20 protein-coding genes and 1 pseudogene are annotated in these 24,805 nt (G+C 70.9%); 7 read left to right on the top strand and 14 right to left on the bottom strand.

The genetic code is table 11. From position 1 onward, the window contains the following. Window positions 1–2: 2 nt before the first annotated feature. From ACZ67M_RS24320 to ACZ67M_RS24275, 10 genes and pseudogenes are all read right to left on the bottom strand, one after another. Window positions 3–1,043 (bottom strand): cupin domain-containing protein, encoded by a 1,041-nt coding sequence (locus ACZ67M_RS24320; RefSeq protein WP_392103072.1) that lies wholly within the window; start codon window positions 1,041–1,043, stop codon window positions 3–5. Window positions 1,044–1,068: 25 nt separating this feature from the next. Continuing rightward, a complete protein-coding gene (locus tag ACZ67M_RS24315) occupies window positions 1,069–2,295 on the bottom strand; it encodes an FAD-dependent monooxygenase (protein ID WP_469852711.1) in 1,227 nt (408 codons plus the stop codon). Window positions 2,296–2,362: 67 nt separating this feature from the next. Further along, window positions 2,363–2,560 (bottom strand): annotated as a pseudogene (locus tag ACZ67M_RS24310) (CoA-transferase); the annotation flags it as partial. Between the two features lie 16 nt (window positions 2,561–2,576). After that, window positions 2,577–3,320: an SDR family NAD(P)-dependent oxidoreductase gene (locus ACZ67M_RS24305; RefSeq protein ID WP_469853037.1), complete on the bottom strand. Its 744-nt coding sequence runs from the start codon at window positions 3,318–3,320 to the stop codon at window positions 2,577–2,579. 5 nt (window positions 3,321–3,325) lie between these two features. Continuing rightward, the gene (locus tag ACZ67M_RS24300) at window positions 3,326–4,297 is read right to left on the bottom strand and encodes a fumarylacetoacetate hydrolase family protein (protein ID WP_469852709.1); all 972 of its coding nucleotides are present in this window, start codon (window positions 4,295–4,297) and stop codon (window positions 3,326–3,328) included. Between the two features lie 154 nt (window positions 4,298–4,451). After that, the gene (locus tag ACZ67M_RS24295; RefSeq protein WP_469852707.1) at window positions 4,452–5,384 is read right to left on the bottom strand and encodes a VOC family protein; all 933 of its coding nucleotides are present in this window, start codon (window positions 5,382–5,384) and stop codon (window positions 4,452–4,454) included. A gap of 7 nt (window positions 5,385–5,391) precedes the next feature. Continuing rightward, complete coding sequence (locus ACZ67M_RS24290) at window positions 5,392–6,405, bottom strand: amidohydrolase family protein (protein ID WP_469852705.1); 1,014 nt, start codon at window positions 6,403–6,405, stop codon at window positions 5,392–5,394. 2 nt (window positions 6,406–6,407) lie between these two features. Further along, window positions 6,408–7,547, bottom strand: a complete 1,140-nt coding sequence (locus ACZ67M_RS24285) for an FAD-dependent oxidoreductase (RefSeq protein WP_469852703.1) — start codon at window positions 7,545–7,547, stop codon at window positions 6,408–6,410. Between the two features lie 24 nt (window positions 7,548–7,571). Further along, the gene (locus tag ACZ67M_RS24280) at window positions 7,572–8,534 is read right to left on the bottom strand and encodes a cyclase family protein (protein ID WP_392103080.1); all 963 of its coding nucleotides are present in this window, start codon (window positions 8,532–8,534) and stop codon (window positions 7,572–7,574) included. Further along, entirely contained in the window at window positions 8,531–9,532 is a 1,002-nt protein-coding gene (locus ACZ67M_RS24275) for a fumarylacetoacetate hydrolase family protein (protein WP_469852702.1), read from the bottom strand. The genes ACZ67M_RS24280 and ACZ67M_RS24275 overlap by 4 nt, the downstream gene beginning before the upstream one ends. A gap of 127 nt (window positions 9,533–9,659) precedes the next feature. Between ACZ67M_RS24275 and ACZ67M_RS24270 the strand changes: the two genes are divergently transcribed. Beyond that, entirely contained in the window at window positions 9,660–10,577 is a 918-nt protein-coding gene (locus tag ACZ67M_RS24270; RefSeq protein ID WP_469852700.1) for a LysR family transcriptional regulator, read from the top strand. 318 nt (window positions 10,578–10,895) lie between these two features. On the opposite strand, the gene ACZ67M_RS24265 is transcribed toward ACZ67M_RS24270, so the two are convergent. Further along, window positions 10,896–11,939 carry a LacI family DNA-binding transcriptional regulator gene (locus ACZ67M_RS24265; protein ID WP_469852698.1) on the bottom strand — a complete coding sequence of 348 codons (1,044 nt, stop codon included), beginning with the start codon at window positions 11,937–11,939 and terminating at the stop codon, window positions 10,896–10,898. A 69-nt stretch (window positions 11,940–12,008) separates the two neighbouring features. After that, window positions 12,009–13,022, bottom strand: a complete 1,014-nt coding sequence (locus ACZ67M_RS24260; protein ID WP_392103086.1) for a LacI family DNA-binding transcriptional regulator — start codon at window positions 13,020–13,022, stop codon at window positions 12,009–12,011. Window positions 13,023–13,338: 316 nt separating this feature from the next. On the opposite strand from ACZ67M_RS24260, the gene ACZ67M_RS24255 reads away from it, so the two are divergent. The 4 genes from ACZ67M_RS24255 (at window position 13,339) to ACZ67M_RS24240 (ending at window position 19,245) form a co-directional block, all read left to right on the top strand. After that, window positions 13,339–14,658: an ABC transporter substrate-binding protein gene (locus ACZ67M_RS24255; protein WP_469852697.1), complete on the top strand. Its 1,320-nt coding sequence runs from the start codon at window positions 13,339–13,341 to the stop codon at window positions 14,656–14,658. An 84-nt stretch (window positions 14,659–14,742) separates the two neighbouring features. Then, entirely contained in the window at window positions 14,743–15,627 is an 885-nt protein-coding gene (locus ACZ67M_RS24250) for a carbohydrate ABC transporter permease (protein ID WP_392103089.1), read from the top strand. A 5-nt stretch (window positions 15,628–15,632) separates the two neighbouring features. Beyond that, on the top strand, window positions 15,633–16,541 hold the full coding sequence (locus ACZ67M_RS24245) for a carbohydrate ABC transporter permease (protein ID WP_392237706.1): 909 nt from the start codon (window positions 15,633–15,635) through the stop codon (window positions 16,539–16,541). A 112-nt stretch (window positions 16,542–16,653) separates the two neighbouring features. Then, complete coding sequence (locus ACZ67M_RS24240) at window positions 16,654–19,245, top strand: family 78 glycoside hydrolase catalytic domain (protein WP_469852695.1); 2,592 nt, start codon at window positions 16,654–16,656, stop codon at window positions 19,243–19,245. Window positions 19,246–19,364: 119 nt separating this feature from the next. On the opposite strand, the gene ACZ67M_RS24235 is transcribed toward ACZ67M_RS24240, so the two are convergent. Then, the gene (locus ACZ67M_RS24235) at window positions 19,365–19,496 is read right to left on the bottom strand and encodes a hypothetical protein (RefSeq protein WP_469852693.1); all 132 of its coding nucleotides are present in this window, start codon (window positions 19,494–19,496) and stop codon (window positions 19,365–19,367) included. A gap of 107 nt (window positions 19,497–19,603) precedes the next feature. Between ACZ67M_RS24235 and ACZ67M_RS24230 the strand changes: the two genes are divergently transcribed. Both ACZ67M_RS24230 and ACZ67M_RS24225 read left to right on the top strand, forming a co-directional pair. Further along, window positions 19,604–22,081, top strand: coding sequence for a glycoside hydrolase family 3 protein (locus ACZ67M_RS24230; RefSeq protein ID WP_469852691.1), 2,478 nt, complete (start codon window positions 19,604–19,606; stop codon window positions 22,079–22,081). A gap of 141 nt (window positions 22,082–22,222) precedes the next feature. Next, window positions 22,223–23,491, top strand: coding sequence for an ABC transporter substrate-binding protein (locus ACZ67M_RS24225; protein ID WP_469852689.1), 1,269 nt, complete (start codon window positions 22,223–22,225; stop codon window positions 23,489–23,491). Window positions 23,492–23,797: 306 nt separating this feature from the next. Here ACZ67M_RS24225 and meaB read toward each other — a convergent pair whose 3' ends face one another. Continuing rightward, window positions 23,798–24,796, bottom strand: coding sequence for a methylmalonyl Co-A mutase-associated GTPase MeaB (meaB, locus tag ACZ67M_RS24220; protein ID WP_392015053.1), 999 nt, complete (start codon window positions 24,794–24,796; stop codon window positions 23,798–23,800). Window positions 24,797–24,805: the final 9 nt, after the last annotated feature.

The raw sequence follows: 24,805 nt of genomic DNA, 5'->3' as shown, positions 1-24,805 counted from the left end.
GATCAGGCGCCGGGGTCGGCGTCTTCGGTGCGGTAGAGGCCGAGGGAGCGCATGACGGGCTCGTCGTTGTAGGAGAAGAGGACGGCGTCCGCGGTGGGCGAGGTGTTGACGTGGCGGTAGGAGGCCCAGCCGGGGACGGCGAAGGTGTCGTGCTCGGACCACTCCAGCCGCTCGCCGTCGACGATCGTGGCGCCCTCGCCGCGGACGACGTTGAAGACGGTTGAGGCCGTGTGGCGGCGGCCGGCCCCCTCGAAGCCGGGGCGCAGTCGCTGGACGCGGCAGCCGATGGTGGGCATGACCGGGCCACCGGTCCAGGGGTTGGTGTACTCCAGCACGATGCCGTCGACGTCACTGCCGTCGGCCGTGTCGGCGATGGCGTCCAGGGCGCGCCGGGTCTCCTGCCAGGTGTACCGGGTGACGGGGGAGTTGGGGCCGTCCTGCGTGAGCCAGGCGGGGGTGAGCCGGCCGTGCAGGAACTGGCGGCTGCCGGCGTCGTCGGGCTTGGTCACCGGCTGGAGGCGCTCGGGGTACTTCTCGTAGAAGCCGGCCTCGAGTGCGTTGACCAAGGGGTAGTCGAGGGCGTCGAGCCAGATCATCGGGGCGTCGCCCTCGTGGGTGTGGTCGTGCCAGTGCCGGCCGGGGGTGAGCAGCAGGTCGCCGGGGGACATGAAGACGCGCTCGCCGTTGACGGTGGTCCAGGCGCCGTCGCCCTCGAGGATGAAGCGGAAGGCGTTCGAGGTGTGCCGGTGGGCCTGGGCGGTCTCGCCCGGGAGGATGATCTGAAGGCCCGCGTAGAGGGTGTTGACCGTGGCCGGCGGGTCGGTGAGGCCGGGGTTGACGAGCATGAGGACCCGGCGTTCGGCCTCCTCCAGGGACAGGGTCCTGGAGAAGTGCAGCAGGTGCGGGCGGAGTTCGCGCCAGCTCCACCGGTAGGGGACGGCGCGGCTCTTGGGCTGGGCGGGGAACAGGTTGCCGTAGAAGCGCCACAGCGGGGCCGCGCCGAGGCCGTCCAGGGCCTTGTAGGCGAGTTCGTCCGTCGTCATGGTGTGTTCTCCTTCGCGAGCGGGATCACGGGGCCGGGACCGGAGCGGGCAGGGGAGCGGGCGCGGGTGTCCACACCCAGGAGATGTCGTCGAACGCCTCGGGGCCGCGTGACGCGAGCAGCATGTTGCGCAGGGTCGCTCCCATGCCTTCCAGGTGGCAGATCTCCCCGAAGCGGCGGGCGTTGGTCTGGACGCGGGCGGCCCGCTCCCGGCGCCGGTCCGCGTACGCGGTGAAGGCGTCGGCGGGGTCGGTGCGGTGTCCGAGGGCCTCGCCCAGGGCCACGGCGTCCTCCAGCGCCTGGCAGGCGCCCTGCGCGAGGTACTGGAGCATGGGGTGCGCCGCGTCTCCGAGGAGGACGACGCGGCCGTGCACCCAGGTGTCGATCGGTGCACGGTCGTACAGCGGCCAGCGCCGGTCGCGGGAGACGAGGGGCAACGCGTCGCGAACGGCGTCGCAGGCGCCGGCGAAGCGCTCCTCCAACTCGGCCTCCGTGCCCCAGCCGTCGGAGTCCGGCGCGTAGTGGTCGCTCTCGAACACGGCGACCTGGTTGTACAGCTCGCCGCGGCGTACGGGGTACTGCACCAGGTGCATGCGCGGTCCGGCCCACACCATGACCGCTTCCGAGGCGGCCAGCCGGGACATCCGGCCCGTCATCCTCTCGGTGGGCAGGGCACCGCGGAAGGCGACATAGCGTGAGCAGACCGGTTCGCCGTCGCCGACCAGTGCCTGGCGCAGGCGGGAGTGGAGTCCGTCCGCGGCGACGACCGCGTCGGCGGTCAGCCTCGGGTGGCCCTCCGCGAAGCGCAGGCGCACCCCGGTGCCGTCCTGCTCGGCCTCCGTGACGGTGTGTCCCGTGCGCAGGGTGACGCCGGGGTGCTCCTGGCAGGCGGCCAGCAGCGCGGCGTGCAGATCGGTGCGGTGCGTGACCAGATAGGGGTGCGCGAAGCGGTCGGTATAGGCCGAGCCACGCAGATCGAGAGAGGTGACCTCGTCGCCGGTCAGCGCGTCCATCATCACCAGCCGAGGCGGGGTCACCGCGGTGCTCCGGACGGCCGTGAGCACGCCCAGTTCATCGAGGGCCAGGGAGGCGTTCGGGGCGAGTTGCAGGCCGGCTCCGATCTCGCCGAAGCGCTCGGCCCGCTCCACGAGCGTCACGCGGTGGCCGGTGCGGGCGGTCGCGAGCGCGGCGGCCAGTCCGCCGATGCCGCCGCCGACCACGGCGATGTGTAGCGGGGAAGGTGGGACGGGCATCGGGGCCTCCATGAGTTTCTGTATGCCGGCGGTCTTCTGTGGTGCGACACTCCACGGCGCCACGCAGTCAGCAGGCGGCGGATACGCCGTTCACGTGCGGCACGGTCCCGGTCCGGGCGGTGATCTCCTCGACGGTGACGGATCCGGTCACGCGGGCGATGCGGCCGGCGGAGAGCAGGACACCGAGGCCGCGGACGTCGACTCCGCAGTTGTTGGAGACGACCCTCAGGTCGTTCGTGCCGCGTTCGTACAGGGCACGGATCAGTTGCCCTCCAGCCGCCTCACGGAGTTCCCCCGCGCAGGGCGTCGGAGACGGACTTCACGCCGCCGTGCGCGGTCATGCCGCCGTCCACCGGGATCTCGGCGCCGCTGATGAACGACGCGCCGTCGGACAGCAGGAAGGCGACCAGGGGTGCGACCTCGGCAGCCGTGCCGGTCCGGCCCAGCGGGGTCTCGCCGACGTTGGCCTCGCGGAACGCGGGGGCGGCGGAGGCCGTCATCTCGGTCTCGATGTAGCCGGGGTGCACCGTGTTGACCCGGATGCCGCGCGGGCCCAACTCCAGCGCCGCGGTCTTCGACAGGCCGCGCAGCGCCCACTTGCTGGTCGTGTAGGCGACCGGGTAATGGGCGGTGAGGGCCGCCGAGGAGCCGACGTTGACGATCGAGGAGCCCGGCGGCATGAGGGGAGCGAGATGCTGGATGCCGAGGAGCGGACCGGTGACGTTGACCGCGTGGACGCGGGCCATGTCCTCGGGACGTACGTCGTCGAGGCGGGCCCGCCAGGTGACGCCGGCGTTGTTGACCAGGCCGTGCACCTGGACGGAGGACTCCCGCAGTTCGGCCGCGAGTTCGGCCCAGGCCTTCTCGTCGGTGACGTCGAGCCGACGGCAGCCGGGTGCCTCGGTCAGGTCGGCGGCGATGACACGGGCGCCCTCCCGGGCGAGCAGCTCGGCCTCGGCTGCGCCCTGACCGCGGGCGGCGCCGGTGACGACGACGACCTTGCCGAGCAGCCTCTTGGGGTGCAGGCCCCTCACGGACGCTCCCGCGAACGGCGTCGGCCCGCGGGGAGGAGAACGGGCTCCACGCCGGGGACGACGGTGTTGGTGAGTGTGCCGAGCCCTTCGACGGTGAGGGCGACGGTGTCGCCCGGCTTCAGCGGGGGCGGGGTCCGCTCGCCGCGCCGGCCCCACAGTTCGGCGAGGCAGCCGCCGTTGCCGCAGGTGCCGGAGCCGAGGACGTCACCGGGGACGACGCGGGTGCCGCGCGAGGCGTAGGCGGCCATCTCCTCGAAGGTCCAGCTCATGTTGGACAGCAGGTCCTTGCCGACGGTCTCACCGTTGACCGTGGCGGTGAGCGCCAGTCGCAGGAATCCGTCCGCGTCCCGGTGCGGCTCCAGTTCGTCGGCGGTGACCAGATAGGGACCGAGGCTGGTGGCCGTGTCCTTGCCCTTGCAGGGGCCGAGGCCCACCTTCATCTCCGCGCCCTGGAGGTCGCGGGCCGACCAGTCGTTGAACACCGTGTATCCGACGATGTGGTCGCGGGCCCGGTCCGGGGTGAGGTCGCGGCCCTCCCGGCCGATCACGGCACCCACTTCGAGTTCGAAGTCGAGCTCGGACGATCCCGGGGGTACGGGTATCGCGTCGTCCGGGCCGTAGACGGCGTGCGGGTTGGTGAAGTAGAAGGTCGGTGCCGCGTACCACTGCTCCGGAACGCCACCGGTGCCCTCCACGGCGCGACGCACCCCCTCCACGTGCTCCTCGAACGCCACGAAGTCCCTTACGGAGGACGGCTGGAGCGGGGGCAGCAGGCGGACCTGGGAGACGTGGGGGCCGGGGGGCACGTCCAGGGCCGCGGCGCCGGCGGCGAGGAGTCCGGGGAGCCCGTCGCAGTCCTTGATCAGCTCGGTGAGCGAGGTGGCGGCGGGCAGCGGGAAGAGGGTGCCGTCCTCTTCCACGACCGCCACTCTGCGGCGGTGTCGGTGTTCGTAAGCGGCGAATCGCATGGTGGGGCTCCAGCGGAGTGTGATCAGGCGAGTGGTATGCGCACGAGGTCGCGGCCCACGGTGATGCGGCCCCGGCAGCCGGCCTCTCGCGCGGAGGCCCGGGCAGCCGCGGCTGTCGGCGGTACTGCCGTGTCCCCGAAGCCGGCGGGCCGGTTCAGACCGGCGGGGCGGTGAAGACACCGCGGTCGGGGTCGTTGAAGGACTCCTTGGCGACGAGTTCGTTCATCGGGTTGGCGGTGCCCCACTGGTCGGTGACCTCGGGCTGCGAGAAGTCGTAGACGTGCGGGTGCCAGGTGTCCTCGTCCAGGCACTCCAGCTCGGTGGTGTACTCGACGGTGTTGCCGTGCGGGTCGAGGAAGTAGGTGAAGGTGTTGTCGCCCGCCATGTGCCGGCCCGGACCCCAGATCTTCCTGAACCCGGCACGGATGACGCGGCCCGAGCCGCGCATGTACTCGTCGATGCCGCGCATCTCGAAGGAGACGTGGTGCAGGGAGGTGTGCGGGCCCTGGGCGAGGGCCATCGAGTGGTGCTGGCTGCTGATCCGCATGAAGTGCATGACCTCGCCCATGTGCGGTGAGCTGAGTGTGTCGGAGAGGGCGAAGCCGAGGTGGCGCTCGTACCACTCCCGGGTGCGGTTCAGGTCGGGGGAGTTGAGGACCACGTGGGAGAGCTTGACCGGGATGGACTCCTTCTCCTCGATCTTGCGGTGCTGCCTGACCTCGACGTCCGAGGAGACCTCGATGGTGCGGCCGTCGACGTCGAAGAAGCGGAAGCCGTAACCGCCGCCGGGGGTGTCGACCTTCCCCGGTTGCGAGATCAGCTGCACGCCGCCCGCGAGGAGCCGTTCGGCGAGGGTGTCGACGTCGGCGGCGGACGCGGCGCCGTAGGAGACGAGGTCGAGGCGCTTCTCCTCGGCCTTGCGCAGCCGTACGACGTACTGCTCGGGGGAGCCCTCGGCGGCCAGGAAGGAGATGCCGGAGTCCTCGGCGACCCGGGTCAGGCCCCAGACGCCCGAGTAGAAGTCGAGCTGCTTGTCGTAGTCGGGCACGGCGAGGTCGACGTGCCTGAGGTGGGTGAGCAGGCGCATGGCGGGATCAGTCCTTCCCGATCAGGGCGGCGGCGTTGCCGCCTCGTACGGCGTGGAAGTCGGAGTCGGGCAGCCCGGCGGCGCGCAGGGCGCCGACCGGGTCCTCGCTGCCCATGTCGAAGGGGAAGTCCGAGCCGAGCAGCACCCGGTCGGCCCCGGCCACCCTCACCAGCTCCCTCAGGACGTGCGGATCGTGGACGAGGGAGTCGAAGTACAGCCGCTTCAGGTAGCTGCTGGGCGGCTGCGCGCAGCCGGCGCCGGCGTCGGGGCGGGCGGCCCAGGCGTGGTCGGAGCGGCCGATGTGGGTGGGCAGGTAGCCGCCGCCGTGCGCGGCGACCACCTTCAGCCCCGGGTGCCGGTCGAGGACCCCGGAGAAGATCAGATGGGACAGCGCGACGGCGTTCTCCACCGGCTGGCCGACCGTGTTGGACAAGTACCACTGGTCGAGGCGCTCGTCGAGGGTGCAGCCGAAGGGGTGCAGGAAGAGCAGCGCACCGGTTTCCTCGGCCCGGGTCCACAGGGGCTCGAAGGCCGGGTCGGAGAGTTCACGGTCAGGGGCGTGACTGGAGATCTCGACACCGAGCAGGCCCTGCGCCAGCGCGTGGTCGAGCGCCTCGACGGTGCGTTCCGGGTGCTGGAGCGGGACGAGACCCAGCCCGCGCAGCCGGTCCGGGGAAGCTGCGCAGTGTGCCGCCGTCGCCTCGTTGGCGAGCCGGTACACCTTCTCGGCGGTCGGATCGTCGGCCCAGTAGTGGTAGTGCGAGGGGGAGGGGCTGACCAGCTGGACGTCCACGCCCTGGGCGTCCATGGCGGCGAGGCGGACGGACACGTCCGTCAGCCGGGGGAAGCGTTCGCGGATCATCGGCCCGCTGACGGCGAGGGCGGCCGGACCGTTGCGGCGGGCGTCCAGCGCGCGCGCCTCGGCAAGCCGGGGTTCGCCCTCCACCAGTGCCTCGATCTCGGGCAGCAGGACGTGGGCGTGCACGTCGACGGTGGGGGCCGCGGCTCGGGGCTGCGGCATGCTCACGGCAGCTCCCGGAGCATGGTCATGGTGCGGGCCATCAGGCCGGGTACGTCGGCGTCCCGCACGCCGTCGAGCTGCCACTGCCCGATCCGCACGGATGCCTCCACGACGGGGCGGACCCGGGCGATCCGCCGCTCGTAGTAGGCCTGGAGCAGCGCCTCGTCCCAGGTGTCGGACCCCGTGAGCATCTGGGCGAGCACCCACGCGTCCTCCATGGACAGGGCGGCGCCCTGGGCGAGGGTGGGCGGGCAGCAGTGCGCGGCGTCACCGACCAGGACGACCCGGCCGCGGTGCCAGGAGCCCTCGACCAGCAGCCGGTCGAACCAGGTGTAGTTGACCTTCGCCGCGTCGGTGATGTGCGTGGTGATCTCGGGCCAGAAGCCGCCGTAGTGCTGGGTGAGGCGGCGCATCTCGTCGGCGTGGGAAGCGGGCGGTATGGAGGCGCGGTCGCGGTTGGCCTCGACGGCGTACGCGTACAGGGTCGTCGCGCTGGTGGGGCAGTAGCCGGCTATGTAGGCGGGCCCGCCGTAGGCGAGGTCGGTGCGGGTCACGTCCGCGGGCCGCGGGGCCTCGACGCGCCAGATGGCCATGCCGGTCGGCTCGGGCTTGTCCGTGATGCCGATCGCGGCCCTGGTGGCGGAGCCCAGCCCGTCGGCGGCGATCACCAGGTCGTAGCGGTGCTCCGAGCCGTCGGAGAGGCGGACGGAGGCACCGTCGGCGTCCTGGTCCAGGATCTCGGCGGTGGTGCCGAGCCGCACGGTGGCGCCACTGGCGCGGACGGCCTCGATGAGGATCTGCTGGAGGCGGGGGCGCCGGATACCGACGGTGGCGGGCAGGTCGTCGCCGCCGGTGCGCAGGTCGTCCTGGACGTGCAGTACGGTCCCGTCGGGTGCCGTGATGCCGACCGAGCCGAAGCCGTAGCCGGATGCCTCCACCTGCTCCCACACGCCCAGTTCACGCAGCACGCGCAGGGCGTTGCCCTGGAGGGTGATGCCGGAACCGGCGGTGGCGTTCCAGTCCTCCCTGGCCTCGACGAGGTCGACGCGGACACCGGCGCGGCGCAGCAGGATCGTGACGGCGTTGCCCGCGGCTCCGCCGCCGACGACGAGCACCTCGCGGCCTTCACTCAGGGGACTCATGGGGGAACTCCCTTGTTCCTCGGTCTACTTGACGGCGATCGGGTTGACGGGGGAGCCGACCGCCCCGGTGATGGGCAGTGGCGCCGCGGTGAGCCAGAAGTCGTACCGGCCGTCGGCCGCGCAGTCCTCGGCGAGCGCCTCGAGGTCCCACATCTCGCCGATGAGCAGGCCGAGATGGGGGATGGCGACCTGGTGCAGCGGCTGGAAGGCGTGGTCGAACTCGTTGGGCCGCACCTCGAAACCCCAGGTGTCGGTGGCGATCGCGGCGATCTCGGTGCCGTGCAGCCAGCCGGCCGTGGTGAAGGAGAGACCGGGGGCGGGGCCGCCGGCGTAGTCGCCCCATCCGTCGCGGCGGACCCTGGCGAGCTGACCGGTGCGCACCAGTACGAGGTCGCCGCGGCCCACCGTGACCTCCTGGGCCTCGGCGGTGGCGGCCAGGTGCTCCTCGGTGATCGCGAAGCCGTCCGGCAGTTCACCGCCCTCGCCGACGGCCCGGCCGACGTCGAGGAGCACGCCGCGCCCGGCGACGTGCGGTGCCATGTGCTCGATGCCGGTGACCTGGTCACCGTCGGAGGTGACGACCTGCTCGGCGGCCCGGCCGTTCCACGCCTTGCCGTGGTCGAAGATGTGGCCGAGCCCGTCCCACTGGGTGGAGCATTGCAGCGGCATGGCGATGACGTCGTCGGCGCCGCCGATGCCGTGCGGCAGCCCCTGGTTGCCGAGAGCGGCGTCCGTTCCGGTGTCCAGCATGGTGTGCACCGGGTTGGTGCGCTTGCGCCAGCCCTTCTGCGGACCGTCGATGTCGAAGCGCTGGGAGAGGGAGAAGCTCACGCCCCTCCGGATCAGCGCGGCGCCCTCGCGGCGCTTGGCCTCGTCGAGGAAGTTGAGCGTACCGAGCACGTCGTCAGCTCCCCAGCGGCCCCAGTTGGAGTACGCCTTCGCGGCCCTCGCGACCGAGCCCGCCGGGTCCGTACGGTCGACGGTCACGTCGTCGCCTCCGCCAGACAGCGGGTGCGCTGGGCGCCCAGCCCGGTGATGGAGGCGTCCATGACGTCGCCGTCGCGCAGCAGCCGGCCCCAGTGCATGCCGTTGCCGGCGGGGGAGCCGGTGAGCACCAGGTCGCCGGGGAGCAGCCGGGCGGTCTGCGAGGCGTACGCCACCATCCGCGCCACGTTGAAGATCATGTCCTTGGTGGACTCGTCCTGCATGGTCTCGCCGTTGAGCTTGAGCGTCAGTCGCAGGTCGTCCGGCTCGGCGACGGAGGTGGCGGGCACGATCCACGGGCCGAGCGGGGTGAAGCCTGGCGCGTTCTTGCTGCGCAGCCAGTCGGTGCCGATCTGCGGCATGTCCCGGCGGAAGACGGTGGCGCGGTCGGTCAGGTCGTTGGCGATGGTGTACCCCGCCACGTGGTCCAGGGCCTCCTCGACGGACACCTGGTGGGCCGGGCGGCCGATCACCGCGGCCAGTTCCAGTTCCCAGTCCGGCTTCTTCGCCCAGGCGGGCAGCACCACGTCGTCGTACGGACCGGTGACCGCGCTCGGCAGGCCGATGAAGACGTACGGCAGGTCCTCGGCGGCCCTGCGGTCCATGATCTCCGCGGCTTCCGCCCGCCGCTCCTCCTCCGGGCGGTCGTCCCCCGGCGCATTGTGCGCGACGTGCAGGTCGATGACGTGCTGCCGGTAGTTGGCACCCGACTGCAGCACCTGACGCGGCTCGACGGGGGCATGCACCCGGAACTCCGTCAGCGGTCGGCGGGGCAGGGAGCCGTCCTCGGCCAGTGCGGCCAGCCGCGGCGCCGTCGAGTCCCAGTCGTCCAGGAGCCCACGCGTGGTCAGAGCGGTATCGCCGAGGGCAGGACGCAGATCGAGGACCTGGGCGTCGGGTGTGACGAGAGCGGGGAAGGCGGGGCCCTCGTGGGTGGAAAGGGTGGCCAGTGCGAAGGGTCCGGCGAAGAGGGCGGACGCGGCTTCAGGTTTCACGGACATGTCCTCCTGATTGCGATGGCACTAATCTGGACCCGCCACTCGCGATCACGGAAATCGATTCTGTTGATGATTGCCATTGATGGGTCAAATTTCCGCTGGTCGGCGCCGGACAGCTAGGGAAACCGCCGTGAATCTAAGTCGCCTCGACCTCAATCTCGTCGTAGCCCTGCGCGCCCTGCTGGAGGAGCGCAACGTCACCCGCGCCGGACGGCGGGTCGGGCTCAGCCAGCCCGCGATGAGCGCCGCCCTGTCCCGGCTGCGCCGCCATTTCGACGACGACCTGCTCGCCCGGGTCGGCGGTCACTACGAACTGACGGCCCTCGGGCAGGTTCTCCTGGACCGCACCACCACGGCGTACGACGTTCTGGAACGCCTCTTCGCCAGCCAGGCGGACTTCGATCCGGCCCGGGAGCACCGGGAGTTCAAGCTGATCGCCTCCGACTACGCGGTGGCCGTGTTCGGCGCCGAGCTGGCCCGGGTCGTGCACGAGGAGGCGCCCGGCATCAGGCTGCGGTTCGCACAGACCCCGACCATGGTGGTGGACGCCACCGACGCGCTGCTGAGCACGTCCGACGGCCTGCTGATGCCGCACGGAGTCATCAGCGACTTCCCGGCCACCGACCTCTACGGGGACCGCTGGGTCTTCCTCGTCGCCGACGACCACCCGAGTGTCGAGGACCGTCTGGACCGCCAGGACCTGGCCCGTCTGCCCTGGGTCACCTACCAGCGCACCTACGACGCCCCAGCCGTGCGCCAGCTCGGAATGCTGGGCATCGAACCGCAGGTCGAGGTCTCCGTCGACAGCTTCCAGAGCATCCCGCTGCTGGTGGCCGGGACCAGGCGCATCGCTCTCCTCCAAGCCCGCCTGGCCCGGCTTCTGGCACCGCTCGCCGGTGTTCGCGTGGTGGATCCGCCGTACGAGGCCGTGCCGTTGCGGGAAGCCATGTGGTGGCACCCTGTGCACACCCACGACGCCGCCCACATCTGGCTGCGCGAGACCGCCGCCCGGGTCGGCCGGCGCATGCCCGACGAGCCCGAGGCGTGAGGGGGCCGCCTGCCACGGACGAACGGCGCCCCGCGTGTCACGGGCGGCGGATGGCATCCACCGGACGAATGGAGGTCATCCGCAACGTGAATCACGGTAGGGGTGGGCATACCGCCCCGCGAAACGCATGCTCGGAACAGGCACGTCCGCGGGTTCCCCCGCCACGTCTGCCTCCGGTCTCGGATCCCTTCACGTCCGGGGGCGGTTTCCCGCACCGCCGGCCGGAGTCATGTCGTGCCCGTTCCTCATGCCCTGCCGCGCGTCGCCGACGCGCACGCCCCTCATGGTGGCGAGCGGCACCGCTTGGAGCGGGTACGTTCAGCGCGGGGGAGCCGCCATCGTCGACCGCCGCACGACCAGTTCGGGCTGGAGCACGACGTGGCTGTGCGTGTGCCCGGTTCCACGGGCCGTGTCCTCGATGAGCAGTCGGCCGGCCTGGCGCCCCATGGCGGCCGCCGGGCGCCGCACCGAGGTGAGCGGCACCACCGCCGACGCGGCGAACTCGATGTCGTCGTAGCCGACCACCGCGATGTCGTCCGGCACCCTGAGGCCGCCCTCGTACAGCGCCTGCAGGACACCCAGGGCGAGCAGGTCGTTGGCGCAGAAGACGGCGGTGGGCCGCACCGGCAGACCGAGGACGCGGTACCCGGCGTCCTTGCCGGCGGTCACGGTGAGGGCGTCGCAGGGCAGTTCACTCAGCGCGGCGGACGGCAGACCCGACTCGCCGATCGCGGCGAGGGCGCCCCGGCGGCGGTCCCGCACCTGCTGAAGGCGGTCGGGGCCGCTGACATAGACCAGGGAGCGGTGCCCCCGTTCGACGAGGTGCCGTACGGCGGCCCGGCCGCCCGCCATGTCGTCGATACCGATGGAAGAGGCGGCGGGCTGAGGCGCGTACTGGTCGGCCACGACGAACGGGACCGCGTTGCGGCGGAAGGCGGCGACGGTCCGCCCGACTCCTTCGCCGGAGGTCAGTACCGCACCCCGCACCTGGTGCGAAGTGATCAGCGACAGATGGCGCGCCGCCTCGGCCGGGTCGTGGGCGCCCGTGCAGACCATGACGCCGAGGTCCGCCTCCCGGGCGGCCTGTTCCACGCCGGAGGCGAGCGCGGTGAAGAACGGGTTGGCCATGTCGAGCACCATGACGGCGATCACCCGGGACGCCCATCCGCGCAACTGCCGGGCGCCCTCGGCCCGCACGTAGCCGAGGGAGTCGATGACCTCCAGGACGCGGGAGCGGGTGCCTTCGGAGACCACCTCCGGCCGGTTGAGGACGTTGGAGACGGTACCGAGGGAGACGCCGGCCTGCCGCGCCACGTCCTTGATGCCGACCCGCGGACGCGTGCGGCCGGCCTGTGCGGCCATCACCGTCCTCCCGCCGGCGCCGGGTGCGAGGTGCGCCGTGGGCGCATCGGCGGGCCGGTGGTCCACGGCCTAGCGTCCCCGCGGTGCGCCGGTGGTGGCGCGCACCACCAGACGGGGGGTCATCGTGGTCTGCATGGCTCGGTCCCTCCGGCTTTCGACACGCTCGACGAGCATCCGGGCGGCGGCGGACCCCATGGTGTGCCCGGCCTGGTCCACGCTGGTCAGCTGCACGGGCGCCAGGGCGGCGAGCGCGGTGTTGTTGTAGCCGGCGAGCGACAGGTCCTCGGGGACGCGCAGTCCCAGTTCGTGCGCGGCGCGGTAGACGCCCAGCGCGGCCACGTCCGCGCCCGTCATCACGGCGGTCGGCGGACGGTCGGCCGTCAGCAGCGTCATGCCCGCCTTGAAGCCGCCGTCGTCGGAGTAGGCGGTGTGGTGGACCCGTGCGAGCGCGGCGAGTCCGTGCCGCTCCATCGCGCGCAGGTAGCCCTCGCTCAGCACGGCCTCAGGCGTCCGTTTCCACTTGTTGGCGCGGGCGCCGGGGGCCGAGACCAGGGCGATGTCGCGGTGGCCCAGCGCGGCGAGGTGGTCGACCACCAGGCCCGCACCGAGGTCGTCGGCGTCCACCACCGAGTCGTGGGCGTCCGAGGCGTCGTGGTGCCCGATGACCACGGTCGGCGTCGAGGCGGCAGTGGACAGAACCTCGGCGCGCGTCGTCCCCGGGGCGATCAGGATCAGGCCGTCCATCTGCCGGTCGACCAGCGAACGAATGGTCCTGGCCTGCTCCTCCGGGTCGAAGCCCGCGGCGCCGATCAGGACCGTGTAGTCGGTGTGGCGCAGCTCGTCCCGGATGCCGTCGAGGATGTCGGCGAAGAACGCGTTGCGCACGTTGTCCAGCAGCACGCCGATCGTGTACGTCCGGCCGCGCATTCCCCGTGCCGCCGCGTGCGGACGGTAGCCCAGGTCGGCGATGGCCGCCTGGACCTTCTCGCGCATGGCCTCGCTCACGCCGTAGGCGTTGCGCATGACCTTGGAGACGGCGGCCGTCGACACGCCGGCATGCCGGGCGACATCGGTGATGGTCACGCGCTTGTTCGGCCTGGCCGCAGGAGCCCCGCCCATCGTCCACATCCCGGATTGGAGTCGTCGTGAGTGTAACGGTCTACACGATACTCCCCATGGGTCGTCAAGGCGTTTGGTGAGCCTCCGTCCATCAACACAGTGTTACCGGCTCGTGTCTTGACGGTGGCAGGGGAGGGGTGCAAGGTAATGCCCACTCGATCGTGGATAACGTTTTACAACAACGGTCGAGTCGCCGGTCCGCCCTCACTGCCGGGCCCGCTCGTCGCCCATGACGCTCCTTCCGAACTCATCCCTCGTCACGAACCATTGGGAGTCACCCGTGCCCCTCCGTACCTCCCGCGCCCGTCGTGCGCGACTGAGCCTGCTCACCGCCGGCACCGCCTCGCTCGCGCTGCTCGCCACCGCCTGCGGCGGCAGCGGGTCGGGCGGCTCCTCCTCCGCCCCGGAGAACTTCGACTACCTGAGCGTCACCGAGAACACCACCGTGAAGACGGCGCTCACCACCTTGTCCAAAGGCGCCTGCAAGAGCGCGAACGACGCCCTGCCGCTGAAGGTGGAGACCGTTCCGCAAGCGAGCCTGGATCAGAAGCTCCAGCTGCTGGCCGGCCAGGACGCACTGCCGGTGCAGTTCGCCGCCGGCAACGCCCCCGCGCTCACCCAGGAGCTGGACAAGTCCGGCAAGGTCGCCGACCTGGAGGCGAAGCTGAAGGAGCTGGGGGTCCTCGACCAGCTGGAGCCGGCCGCCGTCTCCACCATCAAGGCCCTGTACGGCGGCGAACTCCAGGTCCTGCCGTACGAGTACAACGTCGAGGGCATCTTCTACAACAAGAAGCTCTTCGCGGACAACGGCCTGAAGGTGCCCGGCACCTGGGAGGAACTGGTCGCAGCCGCGGCGAAGCTGGAGTCCGCCGGCGTCCAGCCGTTCTCCGCATCCGGTCAGCAGGGCTGGCCGCTCACCCGTCTGATCAGCGGCTACCTCTACCGAAGCCTCGGCCCCGACGCCCTGCGGAAGGTGGCCGACGGCAAGGCGAAGCTGACCGACCCCCAGTACGTGAAGGCGGCCGAGGAGGTCGCCGCCCTCGGCAAGAAGGGCTACTTCGGCAAGGGCGTCGGCTCCATCGACTACGACACCGCGATGAACCAGTTCCTCACCGGCAAGGCCGCCATGTTCTACATGGGCAGCTGGGCGCTGGCGAACATCGCCGACGACAAGCAGAACAAGATAGGTGCGGAGAACACGGGCTTCATGCCGCTGCCGGCCGTGACGGGCGGCAAGGGCTCCGCCGACCAGTACCCGTCCAACGTCGGGCTCGGCATCACCCTCGCCTCCAAGTCCTTCGACAAGAAGACGGGGGACTGGGTCTCCTGCATCGCGAAGAACTACGGCGCGACCGGGCTCGAGGACCACGGCTCCATCTCCGGCTTCAAGGTCAACACCGAGGTGAAGGACACCAACGAGGTCACCACCCAGGTGCGCGACACCATCAGCTCCTCGAAGCAGAACGTCCTGTGGTTCGAGGCCCTGTTCAGCACCAAGGCCACCACCGTCAGCCAGCAGGGCGCGGCGGGCCTCGTCAACGGCAGCACGAGCCCCGAGCAGTTCATGCAGACCGTCCAGGACGCCCTGGCCGCCCAGTGACCGGCCGGGGGCGGCCCGCGCGCACCTCGCCGCCCCGCCGCGCGCGGGCCGCCTCCGTCCCTGCCAAGAAAGTGGACACCACCCATGCACCGCGTACTCGGTGACCGCAGGGCCATCGCCGTCCTGCTCGGTCCCGCTCTCCTCGTCTACTCCCTGATCATGCTGGTCCCGATGGTGTGGTCACTCGGGTACTCCTTCACCAAGGGCAACACGATCAACGGCTTCACCGGCAACGGTGTCGCCAACTTCTCCCGGCTCCTCGACGACCCGGCCGTGCACGACGCGCTCTGGTTCACCCTCAAGTACGCCGTCGTCGTCACGGCCGGCCAGGTGGTCGCCGGGTATCTGCTGGCGCTGCTCTACGTCTTCTTCCTCAAGCGCGCCTCGGCGCTGATCCGCACCCTGGTGTTCTTCCCGGTGGTACTGCCCACCGTCGCCGTCGGCCTGCTCTTCCAGAAGTTCTTCCAGGTAGCCCCCCAGACGGGTCCGGTCAACTCCCTCCTCAACGCCGTCGGCATCGACTCGATCGACTTCTTCGGCAGCGCCGGCAGCGCCTTCTGGGTCTTGATCGCCATGGACATCTGGCGCTCCATGGGCTTCTACGCCGTCCTGCTCTTCGCCGGCCTGGTCGACATCCCCGACGAGGTACTCGAGTCCGCCCGTCTGGACGGGGCGACGGGGCTGCGTCTGATCCGGCACATCGTGCTGCCGCTGTCCCTGCCCGTCCTCATGTCCTCGCTGATCTTCAGCATCAACGGCACGCTCAAGGTCTTCGACTCGATCGTCGCCCTGACCAACGGCGGCCCCGGCACCGGCACCACTCCACTGACCCTGTACATGTTCCAGACGTCGTTCACCTACAGCGACTACGGCTACGGCAGCACCATCGCCCTGCTGCTGACCGTCGTGTGCCTGCTGGTGAGCCTGGTCGTCTACCGCGTCTCGCGGCGCGACCTCACGGAGGGCTGAGCACCGTGGCCACCACAGACACCGTCGTGAAGACCCCGCCGAACGGCTCCGGACCCGCGCCCGCGCGACCTTTCAGGACCCGGCGCGGCAGGCGGGGAAACCGCCTCTGGGTCAAGATCGTCGTCGCCCTCCTGCTGGTCGTCGAGATCTACCCCATGGTCTGGATGTTCCTCACGTCGCTGAAGTCCAACGACGACTACCTGAACAACTCCACCTGGTCCCTGCCCACCACCTGGCAATGGGGGAACTACACCGAGGCGTGGACCACCGGGCACATCGGCCTCTACGTGCAGAACAGCCTGCTCGCAGTGGTGCCCGCCCTCGCCCTGATGCTCCTGCTGGGTACCGCCGCCGGTTTCGCTCTCCAGGTCATGGTCTGGAAGGGCCGCAGCCTCACCCTGCTGATCTTCCTCGCGGGCATGATGGTGCCGCCGCAGATGATCCTGCTGCCCCTGTTCACCGTCTACTTCCAGACCGGCCTGTCCGGCACCCTGTGGCCGCTGATCCTCACCTACACCGGCACCGGCCTGCCGCTGACGGTCTTCATGATGGCCACCTACTACCGCACCGTCCCCCGGGAGCTGTTCGAGGCGGCCACGATCGACGGCGCGGGCATCCTGCGCGCCTTCTGGACCATCAGCGTCCCCCTGGTGCGCAACGCCCTGCTCACCGTGGGCCTGGTGCAGTTCTTCTTCATCTGGAACGACCTGCTCATCGCACTGACCTTCACCAACAACCAGGACCTGCGCACCATCCAGGTCGGACTGCTCAACTTCACCGGCGACTTCGGTGCCACCCAGTACGGCCCCCTCTTCGCGGCCATCTGCATCAACGTCTTCGGCACCCTCCTGATCTATCTGTTCCTCAACCAGAAGGTCATGAAGGGCCTCACATCCGGAGCGGTCAAGGGCTGACCCGGCCACCGACCCGAGGCGTCTCCCTCCGGCCCACCCTCCGGGGGACGACCCACACCGGGTCCGCCGTCCCGCTCCCGCATGTGATCACACGTGAAAGAAGGGTCCCCCCTTGCTCCCCCCTCAGCCCTCGCCGGTCAGCTTCGAACACCTGCCGGACGGACTCGGCATCGGCGTCGCCTCCCCCCGGCTGACCTGGACCCTGCCCGCGGGCACCGGTCGCCAGGTGGCGTACGAACTGGAACTCGACCGCCGCGACGGTACCCACCGCACCGGACGCGTCGACGGCGACGAGCAGATACTGGTGGCCTGGCCCGGGGCACCGCTGACGTCCAGGGAACGCGCCGCCGTTCGCGTCCGGGTCTGGACACCCGACGCCGCCGGCCCTTCCCGGTGGAGCCCACCGACCGAGGTCGAGGCCGGGCTCCTCGCACCCGAAGACTGGCAGGCCGTACCCGTGGGTGCCGCGTGGGACGAGCACCCCGGGGCCGAGCGCCGCCCGGCCCGCGTACGCAAGGACTTCCCGCTGGCCCGTCCCGTAGCCCGCGCCCGCCTCTACGTGACCGCCCACGGTCTGTACGAGGTGGAGATCAACGGACGCCGTGTCGGCGACGAGGCCCTCGCGCCCGGCTGGACCGTCTACACCCACCGGCTGCGCTACCGCACCCACGACGTCACCGCCCACCTCACAGAGGGCTCGAACACCGTCGGTGCCTGGCTCGGCGACGGCTGGTACCGGGGCAAGTACGGCTTCGACGGCGGAACCCGCGACATCTACGGCACCGACCAGTCCCTCATCGCCCAGCTGGAGGTCGAGTACGACGACGGCACCACGCATGTCGTCGCAACCGACGGGACCTGGACGGCCGAGCCGGGCCCGATCCTCACCAGCGGTCTGTACGAGGGGGAGACCTTCGACGCACGACTGCACGACCCTGCCTGGGCCACCCCGGCGGCGACCGGCACAGGGCAGTGGACACCGGTCCGCACGGGTGTGCGCGACCCCGCCACCCTCGTCGCCCCCCTCGGACCGCCCGTCCGCTGCACCGAGGAGATCGCCCCCCTCACCGTCACCCGCACCGACGACGGGCGTCACCTGCTCGACTTCGGGCAGAACCTCGTCGGCCGCCTCCGCGTCACGGTCGACGGGCCGGCCGGTGCCACACTCACCCTGCGCCACGCGGAAGTTCTCCAGAACGGCGAACTGGCCACCGGCCCCTTGCGCGAGGCGACGTCCACCGACACGCTGATCCTCTCCGGGAGCGGACCCCTCACCTGGGAGCCCCGCTTCACCCTGCACGGCTTCCGCTACGCCGAAATCACCGGCTGGCCGCAGGACATGACCACCAGTCAGGTCACCGCTCGCGTCCACCACACGGACATGCGCCGAACCGGATGGTTCGAGTGCAGTAACCCATTGGTCAACCGGTTGCACGAGAACGTCGTATGGAGCATGCGCGGCAACTTCGTCGACCTGCCCACCGACTGCCCGCAGCGCGACGAACGCCTCGGCTGGACCGGTGACATCCAGGTCTTCGCCCCCACCGCGAGCTTCCTCCACGACTGCGCCGGCCTGCTCGACTCCTGGCTCACCGACGTCGGCGTCGAGCAGCTCCCCGACGGCACGATCCCCTGGTACGTCCCGGTCATACCCGGTGAACCCATGTGGACGCCGATCCATCCCGGCGCCGCGTGGGGCGACGCCGCCGTCCTCACTCCCTGGACCCTCTTCCAGCGCTTCGGCGACCGGGAACTCCTGCGTCGGCACTACCCCATGGCCCAAGCATGGGTCGACCTCGTCGAACGCCTCGCCGGGCCCACCCGCCTGTGGGACACCGGCTTCCAGCTGGGGGACTGGCTCGACCCGGCGGCCCCGCCCGACGACCCGGCCGCCGGCCGCACCGACCGCTACCTCGTCGCCACCGCCTACTTCGCCCACTCCGCGCACCATCTCGCGCTCACTGCAAAGGAACTGGGAAAGCACGCGGACGCCGACAGGTACGCCGCGCTCGCGGCCGAAGTGGCCGAAGCCTTCCGGCACCGGTACGTTCTGCCCGCGGCCCGGCTCACCAGTGACAGCGCCACCGCGTACGCGATCGCCCTCGCCTTCGGACTGCTCACTCCGGAGCAGCGCGGACCGGCCGCCGACCGTCTCGCCGAGATCGTCCTCGCCGACGAGGCCCGCATCTCCACCGGGTTCGTGGGCACCCCCCTCATCTGCGACGCCCTCGCCGACAACGGCCACCTCGACGTCGCCTACCGGCTGCTCCTCCAGACCGATTGCCCCTCCTGGCTCTACACCGTGACCATGGGGGCGACCACGATCTGGGAGCGCTGGGACAGCATGCGCCCGGACGGCACGCTCAACCCCGGCGGCATGACCAGTTTCAACCACTACGCGCTCGGGGCCGTCGCCGACTGGCTGCACCGTGTGGTCGGCGGCATCGCCGCCACCGCACCCGGCTACCGGCGGCTTTCCTTTCGCCCTCGCCCAGGAGGCGGTATCACCTGGGCCCGTGTCCGACACGAGACGCCCTACGGGACGGTCGCTCTCTCCTGGGAACTCACCGCGACCGGTATGACGGCCCGCGCCACGGTGCCGGAGGGCTGCACGGCCACAGCGGAACTGCCCGGCTGCGCGCCGATCGTCCTGCCACCGGGCGATCACTTCCTGGACACGTCGGAAATCAAGGACGCGGCTTGATCCCAGCCATTCGCCTCGCGAATAGGGCCATCCAAGGCGTTGATGGTGAGGCGGGAAAGCGTCTTCTTCAATTGAAATTCAAGCGTGCTTTTCAATTTCCAATGCAATGAAAACGCTGGTCAGGGCGTAGTCGCATGAAGCCTTTCCTGAGGGTTGACCTTGAGGCTCAAAGGGTCGTAGTTTCCAGCCTGCTGGTTGAATTCTTCGTCGCGAATATGGCTTTGTTTCGCCGCGGCCACCAGCAGGCTCATCAGAGCCCATCGAGCCGGGGCCGGCCGTGACCTGACCCCTCGGCCGGCCCCTCCCCCCATCCTCGGCGGCGCGTCCTACGGCCGCCATGTCAGTCCGGAGAGCCGCTGTGAACCGACGAACGTTCCTTTCCGCCGCAGCCTTCACGGCCCTGGCCGCGAGCATGGCCCCCACCGTGACCGACCGTGCGGTCGCCGCGCCGGCCTCCGCCGCGCAGGACCGGGCCGGCGAACTGCTCGCTCGCATGACGGCCGCCGAGAAGGAAGCCCTCGTGCGCTGCGACTTCGCCGCGGTGGCCCATCTGGGCATCCCCGCCCTCACCATGGTCGACGCCTCGGCGGGGCTGCGCGGAGAGACGGGGGTCACCGCCTTCCCCGTGCCCGTCGCCCAGGCGGCCACCTTCGACGAGGGCCTCGCGCGACGGATGGGCGAGGCCATCGGCACCGAAGGACGGGCGAAGGGCTACAACAACGCGCTCGGCCCCACCATCGACCTGACCCGGACCTGGCACTTCGGCCGCCAGGCCGAGGCCATGGGCGAGGACCCCGTGCTCGCCGGACGCCTGGGCGCAGCCCTCACCGTGGCGATCCAGTCGAAGCACCTGGCCGCCACCCTCAAGCACTTCGCCGCCTACACACAGGAAGTCAACCGCTTCCTCATCGACAGCAAGGTCTCCGACCGTGCACTGCGCGAGTACTACGAGGCCCCCTTCCGCCGCGTGATCGCCGCCGCCCCCGCCACCTCGGTGATGATGGCCTACCCGAAGATCAACGGCACCTTCGCCACACGAAACGCCGGCCTCTTCGACGACCTCAAGAAGGGGATGGGCCTACAGGGTTACACCGTGCCCGACTTCTGGGCCGGGGACGACCAGGTGGCCGCCGCCCGGGCCGGCATGGACCTCGCGGGACTGGGACCCGGCGCCGTCCAGTTCCCTGCGGGTTCCCTCACCGGCGGCGCGATACCGGCCGCCCGGCTCGACGACGCCGCCCGCCGCATCCTCGTCACCATGTTCGCGAACGGTCTCTTCGACCACCCGGTCCCCGCCCCCGCCGGGAACGTCAGTACCCAGGCGCATCAGGACCTCGCCCACGAGGCGGCCGTCGCCTCCACGGTGCTGCTCACCAACCGTTCGGCGGCGCTCCCACTGACCGGTGCGGTGAAGTCGCTGGCCGTCATCGGCCCGGCGGGCAGCGACACCTTTACCGGTGTATCCGGCTCCACCTACGTCGAACCGGGCACCTGGACCACTCCCCTCGACGCGATCCGGGCCCGCGCCGGAAGCTCGGTCGAGGTCACACACGCCCAGGGCACCAAGGGCGACCTCCCCCTCACCGCGGTCCCCTCGACGGTCCTTCGCACGTCCTCCGGGGCGGCCGGACTGACGGGGACCTACTACGCCAGTGCCGACGGCACCGGCACACCGGTCGCGACCCGCACCGATGCGGCCGTCGACTTCACCACCGCGCCCGTCGAGGGCCTGCCACAGGTGTGGTCCGCGAAGTGGACCGGAACCCTGACCCCCACCACCACCGGCCTCCACCGCTTCTCCCTGCTCCCGTCCGGAACCACCACGCTGAAGATCGACGGCAAAGTCGTCGTCTCCGGCACCCGGCAGATGGCCCGCTTCTTCCTCGGCCCCTACGACTATCCCCTCCAGGGAACCGCCGAACTGACCGCCGGCCGCGCCGTCACCGTGGAGATCACGTACAACAACGCCACCGCGGAAACCGGGACCTGCGGCCTCACCTTCGGCTGGCAGCCCGACTCCCTCATTCCCGCCGCCGTGACGGCGGCCCGCGCGGCCGACGCCGCTGTCGTGTTCGTCAACCGCGTCGCGGGCGAGGGCATGGACCACGCGGGCTACGCGCTCCCCGGCGACCAGGACCGGCTCGTCAAAGCGGTGGCCGCCGCGAACGCCCGCACCGTCGTCGTCCTCAACACGGACGGTCCCGTCGCGACCCCATGGATCGACGACGTGGAGGCCGTGGTCCAGGCGTGGTACGCGGGCCGCGGCGCCGGAACCGCCCTGGCCGCCGTCCTGTTCGGCGACAGCGACCCCGCCGGCCGGCTTCCCGTCACCTTCCCCGCCGACGCCACCCAAGGGCCCGGCACCACGCCGGCCACCTACCCCGGCACCAACGGCACCGTCTCCTACGCCGAGGGCACAGCCGTCGGCTACCGCTTCTACGACGCGAGGAAGCAGGAGCCCCGCTTCCCCTTCGGCCACGGCCTGTCCTACACCACCTTCGCCCACGGCTCCCTCGAAGCGGCCTATGAGCCGGCGGCCGAGCAGGTCACCGTCTCCGTGACGGTCACCAACACCGGCCGGCGTCAGGGCACCGACGTGGTCCAGGTCTACGCGGTCCTGCCCGCCGCAGCGGCGGCGGAGCCGCGCCGACTGGTCGCCTTCCAGAAGCTCACGCTCCCCGCGGCCGGCAGCAAGCGTCTGACCCTGACGATCCCGGTCCAGGACCTCACCGTGTGGACGTCGGGAGCGGCGGCGCTCACCTCCGGCACCTACACCTTCGCCACCGCGCGATCGTCCCGTGCCATCACCGCACGGCGCACCCTCGCCCTCGGCTGACCCTCACCACGGGCCCCGGCCGCCGGTGGCTCGCGGGACCTCCGCCCGGCGGACCCGCGCGAGCCGGCGGCGACCGGGCGATCCGCTCCATCCGCACACCGCCCAGCCGACCGCCCTCACCTTCCCGCCCGGAGCCCGTCCATGACACGCCCCTCACGCCTGCGGGGTCTCACCCTCGCCCTGGTCCTCGCGGCCACCACGACAACCGGATGCGGTCCGTTCGGCGCCTCGGAGAACGCGCCGGTCGAGCTGACCGTCAAGGCGTCCATCACCGACAAGTCGGCGATGGACGCCGTCGTCGCCGAGTTCCACCGCCTCAACCCGGACATCCACGTTTCGGTCGCCTACGCCGACGCCGACACCCTCCAGGAGCAACTGCCCGAAGACTTCCGTGCGGAGAAGGGGCCCGACATCTTCACCGTCTGGCCCGGCAGCGGCAACCCCGCCTCCGTCACGGCGCTGGAACAGGACGGCCTCCTGGAGAACCTCAGCCTCCGCCGCTTCAACCTCACGATGCCCATGGGCGTGAAACCGGTCACCGACGTCAACGGCAGCACGTACGCGGTGCCGGTGACCTTCAGCGGAATCGGAGCTGTCTTCTCGATGGGCGCCCTGGACGCCGTCGGAGGAGAGCCGCCCCGGACATGGACGGAACTCCTGAGTCTCTGCCAGACGGCCCGCGATCACGGGAAGGTCCTCTTCGCCGTCGGCAACGCGACTCCGTGGGTCACTCAGCTCATCAGCTACGCCCTGGTCGCGACAACCGTGTACGCCGACGAACCGGACTTCGACCGGAACCTGGACCTCGGCAAGGAAACCTTCGCCGGGTCGGGATGGAGAACGGCACTGCGGAAGTACCTGGAACTGGACGAACGCGGCTGCTTCAACGCCGACCCACTGGAGACGACCTACGAGGAAAGCCTCGACCAGGTGGCGACAGGGCGCGCGGTCGGGGTCGTCCAGGTCGCGAGCGTACTGTCCGAACTGCGCGCAGCCGCCCCCGACCTGACACTGCGCATGACAGCGCTGCCCGCCGGTGACGACCCCGAGGAGACACGGATGCCGGGGGCGGTGTCAGCCGCCTACGCCCTCAACCCCGACACACCTCACCGCAAGGAGGCCTTCGCTCTCATCGACTTCCTCGGATCGGCCCGCGGACAGAACCTCTACAACCGCTCAGGGGCCACCCTGCCCGCCATCCCCAACACCTCCTTCACCGTCGACCCCGCGATCAAAGAGGTGGCCGAGCGGCAGAAGGCCGGCACCACGGTCCCTTTCATGGACCAGCGCTGGCCGAACTCCGCCGTCCAGCGGACACACTTCGCCCAGGTCAAAGCCCTCTTCGCCGGCACCACGAACCTCGACGCGGCGCTGGCCGCGCTGGACAGGGCCCATGGCGAGCGGCCCTGAGGGCGGGGAAGGGTGGCTGACCGTCCTGCCGGTGACGCTCCTTCTCGTACTCGTCTGCGGACCCAGGTGCTCGGTGCGGGAATGCCGGCAAGGGCAAGCAATGCGGCTATGGCAGACAGGTCCATAGTCGAGGATCATGCCGCAGGAGCGTAGGCGCCGGGTCTGAATCACCGGCCTTCGATCGCTCTGCGGCGCCGGCGGACTGCGGCCGGTGCGGCTTTTCGGCACCGTCTCGGCAGGGTGCGGCCGCCCAGCGCCCACCGGCGTGTCCCGGTGACGGCGGGCAGCCGGCGATGACCGAGCCGGTCACCGAGCGGAGGCCGCCGTGCCCGTGGTGAACGCGTCCAGGATGCGTTCCGCCGCCAGGGTCGCCGTCAATCCGCCCTCCCGCACCTGCTGTTCGAGCCCCGGAGCCAGCGACCGGACGGCCGGGTCGGCGTGCAGGCGGCCCAGCAGTTCGTCGCGGACCATGCTCCAGACCCAGTCGACCTGCTGGGTGCGGCGCTTGGCGGCGAGGCGGCCGGTGGAGTCCAGCAGGGTGCGGTGCTGCTCCAGGCGCTCCCAGACGGTGTCGAGCGCGGTCGACTCGCGTGCGCTGCAACTGAGCACCGGCGGCGTCCAGAAGGCGTCCTTGCCGTGCATGAGCCGCAGGGCGCCCGCCAGTTCACGTGCCGCCGTGCGGGCGTCGCGTTCGTGCGGGCCGTCCGCCTTGTTGACGGCGATCACGTCAGCGAGTTCCAGCACGCCCTTCTTGATGCCCTGCAACTGGTCGCCGGTGCGGGCCAGGGTGAGCAGCAGGAAGGAGTCGACCATGTCGGCGACGGCCGTCTCGGACTGGCCCACGCCGACCGTCTCCACCAGCACCACGTCGTAGCCGGCGGCCTCCATCACCACGATCGACTCGCGGGTCGCCTTCGCGACCCCGCCGAGCGTCCCCGCGGTGGGGGAGGGGCGGACGAACGCCGCCGGGTCGACGGCCAGGCGCTCCATCCGGGTCTTGTCGCCGAGGATCGATCCGCCGGTCCGGCTCGAGGACGGGTCGACGGCGAGGACGGCGACCCGGTGGCCGAGCCCGGTCAGCATCGTGCCGAAGGCGTCGATGAACGTCGACTTGCCGACGCCCGGCACGCCGCTGATCCCGATCCGCCGGGCCGTGCCGCTGTGCGGCAGCAGTTCCGTCAGCAACTGCTGCGCGAGCGTGCGGTGTTGGGGACGGGTGGACTCGACGAGGGTGATCGCGCGGGCGACGACCGCGCGCTTGCCGTCCAGGACGCCCTTGACGTAGGCGTCGAGTTCGAGGGCCATCACGTCACC

It is taken from the genome of Streptomyces sp. NPDC107500 (assembly GCF_055582785.1).
Note: the sequence above shows the minus strand (reverse complement) of the source record. Positions and strands in the feature narration are given on the sequence as shown.